The 8,791-nt window shown below is 43.0% G+C and carries 9 protein-coding genes; 4 read left to right on the forward strand and 5 right to left on the reverse strand.

The features are described from left to right. The first annotated feature begins 47 nt into the window (after nt 1-47). From hpnH to HWQ38_RS40705, 3 genes are all read left to right on the forward strand, one after another. Nucleotides 48-1,067, forward strand: a complete 1,020-nt coding sequence (hpnH, locus tag HWQ38_RS37370; RefSeq protein ID WP_292804616.1) for an adenosyl-hopene transferase HpnH — start codon at nt 48-50, stop codon at nt 1,065-1,067. 32 nt (nt 1,068-1,099) lie between these two features. Next, the gene (locus HWQ38_RS37375; RefSeq protein ID WP_292804619.1) at nt 1,100-1,522 is read left to right on the forward strand and encodes a reverse transcriptase domain-containing protein; all 423 of its coding nucleotides are present in this window, start codon (nt 1,100-1,102) and stop codon (nt 1,520-1,522) included. Between the two features lie 236 nt (nt 1,523-1,758). Then, nucleotides 1,759-1,926, forward strand: a complete 168-nt coding sequence (locus tag HWQ38_RS40705) for an HNH endonuclease signature motif containing protein (protein WP_366933393.1) — start codon at nt 1,759-1,761, stop codon at nt 1,924-1,926. Between the two features lie 212 nt (nt 1,927-2,138). Here the strand turns inward: HWQ38_RS40705 and HWQ38_RS37380 are convergent, their stop codons facing one another. The 3 genes from HWQ38_RS37380 to HWQ38_RS37390 form a co-directional block, all read right to left on the reverse strand. Next, entirely contained in the window at nt 2,139-3,281 is a 1,143-nt protein-coding gene (locus tag HWQ38_RS37380; protein WP_292804621.1) for a peptidoglycan-binding protein, read from the reverse strand. Nucleotides 3,282-3,530: 249 nt separating this feature from the next. Next, nucleotides 3,531-4,598 carry an EamA family transporter gene (locus HWQ38_RS37385; protein WP_292804623.1) on the reverse strand — a complete coding sequence of 356 codons (1,068 nt, stop codon included), beginning with the start codon at nt 4,596-4,598 and terminating at the stop codon, nt 3,531-3,533. A 376-nt stretch (nt 4,599-4,974) separates the two neighbouring features. After that, nucleotides 4,975-6,402, reverse strand: coding sequence for a hypothetical protein (locus HWQ38_RS37390; protein WP_292804626.1), 1,428 nt, complete (start codon nt 6,400-6,402; stop codon nt 4,975-4,977). 617 nt (nt 6,403-7,019) lie between these two features. Between HWQ38_RS37390 and HWQ38_RS37395 the strand changes: the two genes are divergently transcribed. Beyond that, nucleotides 7,020-7,793, forward strand: coding sequence for an MlaE family lipid ABC transporter permease subunit (locus HWQ38_RS37395; protein WP_292804629.1), 774 nt, complete (start codon nt 7,020-7,022; stop codon nt 7,791-7,793). A gap of 87 nt (nt 7,794-7,880) precedes the next feature. Here the strand turns inward: HWQ38_RS37395 and HWQ38_RS37400 are convergent, their stop codons facing one another. Together HWQ38_RS37400 and HWQ38_RS37405 are read right to left on the reverse strand one after the other, a co-directional pair. After that, complete coding sequence (locus HWQ38_RS37400; protein ID WP_292804632.1) at nt 7,881-8,036, reverse strand: hypothetical protein; 156 nt, start codon at nt 8,034-8,036, stop codon at nt 7,881-7,883. Between the two features lie 23 nt (nt 8,037-8,059). Beyond that, nucleotides 8,060-8,503, reverse strand: a complete 444-nt coding sequence (locus tag HWQ38_RS37405; RefSeq protein ID WP_292804635.1) for a hypothetical protein — start codon at nt 8,501-8,503, stop codon at nt 8,060-8,062. Between the last annotated feature and the right edge of the window lie 288 nt (nt 8,504-8,791).

An 8,791-nucleotide genomic window follows, 5' to 3' on the forward strand; every position in this document is an offset into this window, starting at 1 on the left:
CTTTTTCCTGTGGTGTTTTTATATCTAAAAGAGGAGCGATCGCAACAATGGCAGTTAATATACAACAAGCTATGGATATTGGGAAGTATCTTGTTACGCAGCGTTTGAAAGGACGTAAACGCTTCCCCTTAGTATTGATGTTAGAACCTCTTTTTCGGTGTAATCTAGCCTGTACTGGTTGTGGTAAAATCCAACATCCAACGGAGATATTAAAGCAAAATCTCACCCCAGAACAGTGCTTTACCGCAGTGGAAGAGTGCGGCGCACCCGTTGTCTCAATTCCTGGGGGAGAACCTTTGCTGCATCCCCAGATTGGTGAAATCGTTCGGGGATTAATTGAGCGCAAGAAATATATTTACTTGTGTACCAATGGTTTGTTGTTAGAAAAGAGTCTGGATAAGTTTCAACCTTCCCCTTACCTGACTTTTAGCGTGCATTTAGATGGGATGCGGGAGTTGCACGATCAGTGTGTCGATCGCAAAGGTGTTTTTGATATTGCTGTCAAAGCGATTCGCGCCGCTAAAGCTAAAGGCTTTCGTGTCACCACTAACACCACTATCTTTGAGGGTACTCAACCCAAAGATATGCAAGAGTTTTTCGACTTTGTGGAAACACTAAATACTGACGGGATGATGATTTCTCCTGGCTACAGTTACGAGTGGGCACCAGATCAAGATCATTTTCTCCACCGTGAACAAACCCGCGCCCTCTTCCGGGAAATTCTGGCTCCCTTGAAAGCTGGTGAAAAAAACTGGAACTTCAATCACAATCCGCTATTCTTAGATTTTCTCACTGGTGAGAAAGACTACGAATGTACGCCTTGGGGTAGCCCTAGTTATAGCGTTCTCGGTTGGCAAAAACCTTGTTATCTGCTGAACGAAGGTTATTACTCTACCTTCAAGGAATTACTGGCACAAACTGACTGGAGTCAATACGGCCAGAAGAGTGGTAATCCCAAGTGTGCTGATTGTATGGTTCACTGCGGCTACGAACCCACCGCCGCAATGGATGCAATGCAACCGCAAAATATGGCGCGTGCCCTTGGCAGTGTGTTTGGCAGGAACTAGTAAGTAGTAAATGCTACATCTTCAAGGGTGCGATGCCTGGGTTGGGCTACCCCTACGCGCCCTTGACCCCGCAAGTAAGGGTGATTCTGGTAAACAACTGGAAAGGGGGAAACCTCAAACCAACTAGAAGAGTAGAAATATCTAAGCCTAACGGCAAGAAACGACCGCTCGGAATCCCTACCGTGCGCGACAGAATCGAACAGGCAGTAGTAAAGAACTCACTAGAACCCGAATGGGAAGCTGTTTTTGAATCCAATTCCTATGGATTCCGACCAGGTAGAAGTTGTCAAGATGCAATCGAGCAATCCTTTAATAGATTACAAAAAGGCAGAGATACTTGGGTTCTAGAAGCTGATATCAAAGGCTTTTTTGATAACATCGCCCATGAATCCATTCTGACCATGATGAAAAATTTCCCAAAACGGGGACTCATCAAAGGATGGTTAAAAGCTTAAAGGCAACAGATGGACATTTGCTTGCACAACAGGCAACCGCAGAGGAAAGGACAAGGAACTTCTCCTTTACCAAATAGCACACACACCCATTGAACGCCATATAAAAGTCAAAGGAGACGCTAGCCCCGACGACCCGACCTTAAGAGAATACTGGGAAAAACGCCACCAAAAACATGGTAAATCCCGCTATCTTGTAAAGCTTTGAGCTTTACAAGATAGCGGAAAACCAGAAATGGATATGTCCATTATGCGGCGAACCTTTATTCAATGGAGAGGAAATCGACATCCATCACATAGTACCTGTGGCAGAAGGAGGAACAAATGATATGGAAAACCTTCTGCACCTGCACAGAGCGTGTCATAAGCAGGTACATAAAACCCAAGTTAAATCTCGCTTGAAATAAGGCTTGAGCCGTGTGAGTGCGAAAGTCTCACGCACGGTTATTAGGGGAGGGGAGAGAGGTGACTCTCGAACCTTACCCGACCAATAAACGTGGATTAGATAGCTATACTTCTGCTCACTGCGGTGGGTTTAAGCAACTGTCTGAGATGAAGAGTCAGAAACCTCGTCCATCTTCTTAGATGGGCGGGGTAGTTCATATATTTTTAGACTTATTTATTCTGGTGAATCGTTGTACGAATCTTCCGGTAGACTCTGTTGTTCCGGCAAGCCGCGCATTCGATTCATCTGAGTTAAAGCATATCGTGCTGTTGCTTGCACATCGGCATCTGGGTCATTTAACGCATGGTGCAACATCTGACTCATTTGACTCATCATATCATAAACGCGCGTTAGGTCACGGATCGCATTTTGCCGCACTTGGGGACTTTCATCTTGGATTGAAATTGCTAAAGCTCGGTTCATCGGTTTGAGTGTGCGGATACCAATTTCTGCCAAAGCTGCCAAAATTAAACTGCTTTCTTGAGAATCAGCATCAATCATCAGGTCAACAAGATGCTGAATTGCCCGCGAATCTCCTTGCTGACCCAAATCCCAAATAGCCTTGCGTCGCTTCGTTGGGTTAGAACTGCGTAAATCTTGAATTAATTCGTCAATGATATTAAGTTTAGCAAGGCGGGAAGTTTTTTCTGGTAGCAGTAATTGTGTGGCGAATGGTGGCGTAGCTGTTTCTAGAATAGTTGCAGTCTCTGGTGAAGGTGGTAATATCGGGTGTTTCTGAGTTTCACTCAAGCTTTTAATATTTGATATTTCGGAATTTTGCACTTGTTTGACCTGACGAAACCACCTCAGCAGGTAAACAAGTGCGCCAATACTTCCTAGAACTCCGATGGCAAATATTAACCACCAGACAAAACCTCTCTCAGTTGGCTTTGGTTTTGCAGTTGGGTTGGAAGTCGCAGCAGGCGAGGTGACAATTGGAGAGGTGATAATCTGATTTTTGGCCACCATTGCTGCTTGCAGGCTCACCTTAGTCGCCAAACCCGTAATCCCATCTACTTTTAAACCCTTTGCTTTCTGGAATTTAGCTACAGCGATTTTCGTACTGGCGTTGTACTGTCCATCTACCACGCCACTGTAGTATCCCAACTGCTTTAATTGGGTTTGTAGTCTCTGCACATCTGACCCTTGAGTACTGGGACTCAAAACAACCGGACTAGCAGCAACTATTGAACTGGCTTGTGCAAGTTCTAAAATTTCAGGTGCTAGGTTAGGTGTAGCTGTACTTGCGCGATTTGGGTAAAAACCCAGGCAAGAAAAACAGATAAATATCAACATTGAGGAAGGGCGTAGCCTCATATTGCAAGTTTCAGCCTGAACGTGCTTTTGAAGTCTTCGATACCACAATAGCTTCTAGATGACCAAATGTTAACTGTCATTTTTCATTTTTCATCAAACATAGGAGTGAAAATGACGTAGGGACAATTCATGTAGCTTTAGCTGACCGCAGGGTATTGTCCCTACCAAGGATTTCGAGCAATGCAGAATTAATTTTCACTCCTATGTCTATTGGACATTGGGTATTCTCCCTTATCTCCCTTTAACGAGTTAAGGTAAGATTTCTGATTCCGATTCTCTGACTGCTAGGGTTATGGGGTTCAATTTTTGAGCAGATGCTTCTAAAACTGGTTGGGGTATATTAGCTATTTCGCCGACAGTAATTGTATCGTTTCGCGCTGCTAAAGTATCACGTTGGTTAATCAGATAGATACTGATTAAAGTCAGGAAAACACCTATCCACTGTAACGGACTGAGGACTTCTGAGAGGAAAAGATTGCCGAATAGTAGGGCAAAGACGGGTGTGAGGAAGGTAAGGGAACTAAGACTGGTGAGACTGCCACTAGAGGCAAAGTAGAAGAATAACCCGTAGGCGATCGCACTGCCAAATACGGTAGCATAACTCAAAGCCACTAAATCAGATGTTCCTAAATTCTCCCACTGCTGGGATTCCCCAACTGATGAAATTCCCCACAGTGGCAATCCACCTAAAATCATGTGCCATCCTGTAGCGCTTACTGGGTCAGCATGGCGGCAGACAAACCGAATCAACACTGTTCCCACTGCCATTGATAGCGCTGCTAACAGCATCAAGCACTCGCCACTAGCAAACAAATCTTGCCAGTTGCCAATTGTAATATTTGCGCTTGAGTCGAGAAAATGTAAAATCCACTCATCAGGTAAACCAATTAAACTAATGCCTGTGATTCCTAGTCCTAACCCTAGCCATCCCCAAAAACCAATGTGTTCTTGGAATAGCCACAACGACAACAAGGCAACAGCCAACGGTTGCGAATCAATCATCACAGACCCTAACCCCGCACTGGTTCTGACTAATCCCTCTGCCAAAAAGCCTTGAAACAGCGTCCCATCTACGAGAGCAAATAAGGCAATCCACAGCCATGCAGCCCAACCTTTCGGTTGGGGTTTACCCATGAATGCTGTTGCAATCAGAATTAACACCCCTGCTGGTATCAAACGCACTCCCGCCATGAATAGCGGTGTGGTGTGGGGTATGACTCCTTTCATGGCTACCATTGCCGTCCCCCAAAGGAAAAAGGGGGCAATTAACAAGAAGGGGGCGAAGGGAAGTTGAGATGCACTGAGTTTCAATTGCATGGGTTTGCTGATGCCTTTGTTTAACAAGCGCAAAAATTGCTTTACCCAATTTTACCGAATTGTATTATAGTTTTGCGATCGCGTAGTTAATACAATTTATGGTTTATGGAATAGCCCAAAGAAACCTCAAGAAAGGTTGCCGGATCAATTTTAATGTGGTTCTTCTGTGGATCGCACCTTTGGCGCTCTCTCGAACAATAAATATATCAACTCAGCCCCCATCTGCTTATTTCTTTCAAGGTAGTTTAGTCCCCATTTCAGTTAATGCAGAAAACATGAGATAGAGAATGAGTAACCCAGCACCCACACAGAAAGCCAGTAAATCGTTATCCATAAATGCTATTTACTAAAACTTCGCTAATCATAGCGGAATCAACTAATCTTTAGCGTTTTTCTGAGTCTGCAATCTTTGATCTTCTGGGTGCAAACTATACCAGCCATACCAGTGACGAACTGCTAGCCAGATGGCTGAAAGAAAACCCGCTAGGCTGAGGGTAAGGCCGCTGAATGGTACTAATAATCCAAAGATGGGTAATACTGCTCCAGTAATAGTGCAAATGATCGCAGCCAGGGAAGCATTGCGACTTGCTCCCAATCCCCATGTTAAAATTAGTAAGATGATGGAAATTAAAGTCCAAGCCAACTGAGCATTTATAACGCGAGATAGATAGGTCAAAGTCAACAGACAAGCAAAGAAAATACTACCAGCGATCGCAATATTTCTGAAACTCATTGGTAGTGACAAATATAACAATAATATCCACCACAAAAATATTGCTGGTGCTAATAATAAAAGCCTCGGAATTACTCCCGTATGGCGAATAGGGTCGGTGTTGGTAAACACTCCAAATGGATTTTTGACTGAAACATTATCGTCAAACTTCCAAGTAAATTGAGTAGTGCGTCCGTCAACTTTAATCTCATTAGGTACAACACCACTGGCAAAATCAGCCGGTGCAAAGTTAGCAATTGCGGTGAGGCGGAAGTTAGATAGTAACTGTCCCCCTGCACTATAAACCCAGCGAGAACCTCCTTGAGCTTGATAAGTGACTCGAAAGGTGGTTTCTTCCCCTGGTTGCAGCCGGAAGGGAAAACCATAGTCTCCCGGATTGGTTTGTTGTAACCTAGTATTGTCACGCTCGATTTTATAGCTAGCAAGCAGCGTATAGCCATTGGGCGGGGGTGCTTCAAAAAAGAAATTATTAATATCCTTGAGTTGGTTAACTACTTTATAATCAGCAGTATAATTTACCTGAAAAATTGAGCTGCGACCTGGAACATCTACGCTTTGGTCAAGTTTGACTTGAATTTGCGAACCACCCAGCGTCAAGAAGCGGTTAATCTCTCGCGTATCATTGACTTTGACAATCTTGCCATTGGCTTGGGTGGTATATGTGTATGGCTCCTGGGTAGTGTAGCGCACTTGCGGGGCAGATTGGTCGAGCTTTTCACCTGCGACACTTTCGACGACTTGAGCCACCCTTGCTTGTTCCCAGTAGTGATAGCGATTGCTCAAAGTTGAACAGAGAAAAAATCCCGGTATCAATAGAACTAATACTAGAGTTAAATGCTGTAATCCCCGTAACAGTTGGGAATAACGAACCGCCCATTCACCAATGATAATTAATTGTTCTGGCTGGTTGCGACGTAGAGAAAAACTTATCAGAGCGATTGCAACTCCCAAAGCTATCAGCAAAAATACTAATAGCAGTGAAGCTTTGAGCGCCTGGGTAACAAATTGGACAAGCTCAATCGGATGCGTCAAATCGGGTAATCCCGGAATACCTTGAGCAGAAGATGACATTGGCAGATTTTTGGATAATTTGGAAAACCAGACCGATAAAATCTCTTAAAGGTTTCTGGAAAACAGTTTTATTTGATACGCGGACAGTTTTAATAAGTGTTGCGTAGCGGCGATCGCTCTGACTCGGAATTGCTGGACTGCAACTTGGTAAGTAAATGAACAAAGATACTTACAGTGATTGTGTAATTAATTCTGTCTAATTACTTATAAACATCAAAAACCCGGTCATGAAGACCGGGCTTTTGAGCGGAAACAATGGGGCTATATTCCCCGAAGGTTAGTTATAGAGGTTCAGTATAATATCGATGCTCTGATATGTACTACCACCCCGTTGTTATCGATTCCGGAAAATTCGCGAAGAATTTTTGAGTAGCCTTGCTTTATCTCCCAAAATACAGCACCCGACTGGTAGCGTCAGCGTGTAGGATTTAACAATATTGACGCTATTTACTAAGCTAAGTTGAACCATGCCCAAACACCTCCTCTACTTTCAAGGTTAGTTAATTGAGAAAGTCAGATTACATCTGGCTGGGTTTCCACCATTTGTATATGTAGTCTGATTTTAGAGAATTGAGATCATATATGTGCAAAAAAAGTCAGTCTTAAGGACGATAAAATTGCGATTCAAAACAAATTTTGAGCAATCTGAAATTATACGCTGTTTTGCGGCAATATTGCTTTTCGGTCAAGTGTGGCTACATTTAGTCCAAGGAAAAACATACTACCGCAAGATTCTCCAACACATGGTGACTGCTGGTCCAGTTTCTATCTCTCCAGTTCTCCTTGTCAGTGGTTTTGCTGGAATGATTTTTACTATTCAGATAACCAGGGAATTAGCCCGATTCGGGGCTATCAATGCTGTGGGAGGGGCTTTTGCCTTAGCTTTTTGTCGAGAATTGGCTCCAATTTTGACCGCTAGTATTATGGCGGGACAAGTCGGTTCGGCTTTTGCCGCAGAAATAGGTGCAATGCGGGTAACAGAGCAAATTGATGCACTTTATATGCTCAAAACTGATCCAATTGATTATCTAGTACTTCCGAGAGTAATTGCTTGTAGTTTGATGGTGCCTTTGATGACGATTTTGGCTTTAGTTACGGGCATCAGCGGCGGAGTTTTTGCCGGCTCACAGTTTTACCAAATTATTCCCGAAACATTTTTAGAATCAATCAGAGATTTTTTAGAACCGTCAGATTTGTTTATTATTTTGCTAAAAGGGTTTATTTTTGGAGTGCTGGTTGCTGTCATTGGCTGTAGTTGGGGGTTAACTACTAAAGGAGGAGCAAAGGAAGTAGGAGAATCTGCAACAAAAGCAGTTGTCACTAGTTGGGTATCAATTTTTATCATGGATTTTTTCCTCTCTCTACTGCTGTTTGAACAGCCTGTATTTTGAACCCAAGTATTGAAGAACAAGATGACCAATTTTTTTAAGAAGCGGGGAATCTGATCCAAAAAAAAAGTTGTGAGTAAGCAATAGTGGTTATGAAGCTTTGGCACAGCCCATCGCAGGTCTTACCCTGAGCAGTTCGACAGGCTCACTGTTACACCTGCGCCGTACCACTTCGTGGAAGCAAGCTACGCGCAGCGCGATGCCCTGAGCTTGCCGAACGCGAGTGCGTCTCGTAGAGAAGGGCATTGCTAGCTTTTTTGGCTATTACTTCATAACTTTAGCGGAATTTGGGAATAAATTAACTTGTAAATTAACGCACCTAAAGCTAAACCTCCCAATGAAAATATAGATGCAGTAGAAAAGGCTAGCCCTTCTCTAAGACCCGCTCTTTGAAAGTCTATCCTGACTAATATAGTCGCTGAAATGATCAGTAAGGTATCAAGAAATATCTGAAACCAGGCAATCATGATAAAGAATAAGAAAGCTGCTAAGACGGCAACGCCGAAAGTCCTGGTATTTGATTTAAGCAAAATGTAATATGTCATCTTCGGCCAAGGAGCGGTCAACGTTACTATTAAAAGCAAGATAGCAACTACAGTTATCAGCCACACAAACAGAGAAGGATGTGCTTCAGATATTACCCAGCCCAAAGTACTGTAACTAAGCAGCACTAGCGCCAGGGACACCCAAGGAACTCTTCTTAAAATTGACATGGGTTGATATTCCTAGTACGGTGTCAAGGTATTATTCCATTACTGAATGTTATAACCCACATTCCACTTAATAGGATTTGATTAAGAAGAATTATCCACATTGACTACAGTGGTTCGATTAAAGTGAATTCCGTACCAAATGAGGGAACTGAATTTGTGATCTCTTACCAATTAAGGGAGATTATTATGGTTCTTCAGTACTTGTTATGCTAAATTATTAGTTACAAATTCAAAAGGATATTAAAAATTGTATTAAAAAATTACTAAAAGCATTGCAATTATTGACAT

This window comes from Nostoc sp. NMS7, assembly GCF_017115085.1.
GTDB lineage: Bacteria > Cyanobacteriota > Cyanobacteriia > Cyanobacteriales > Nostocaceae > Nostoc.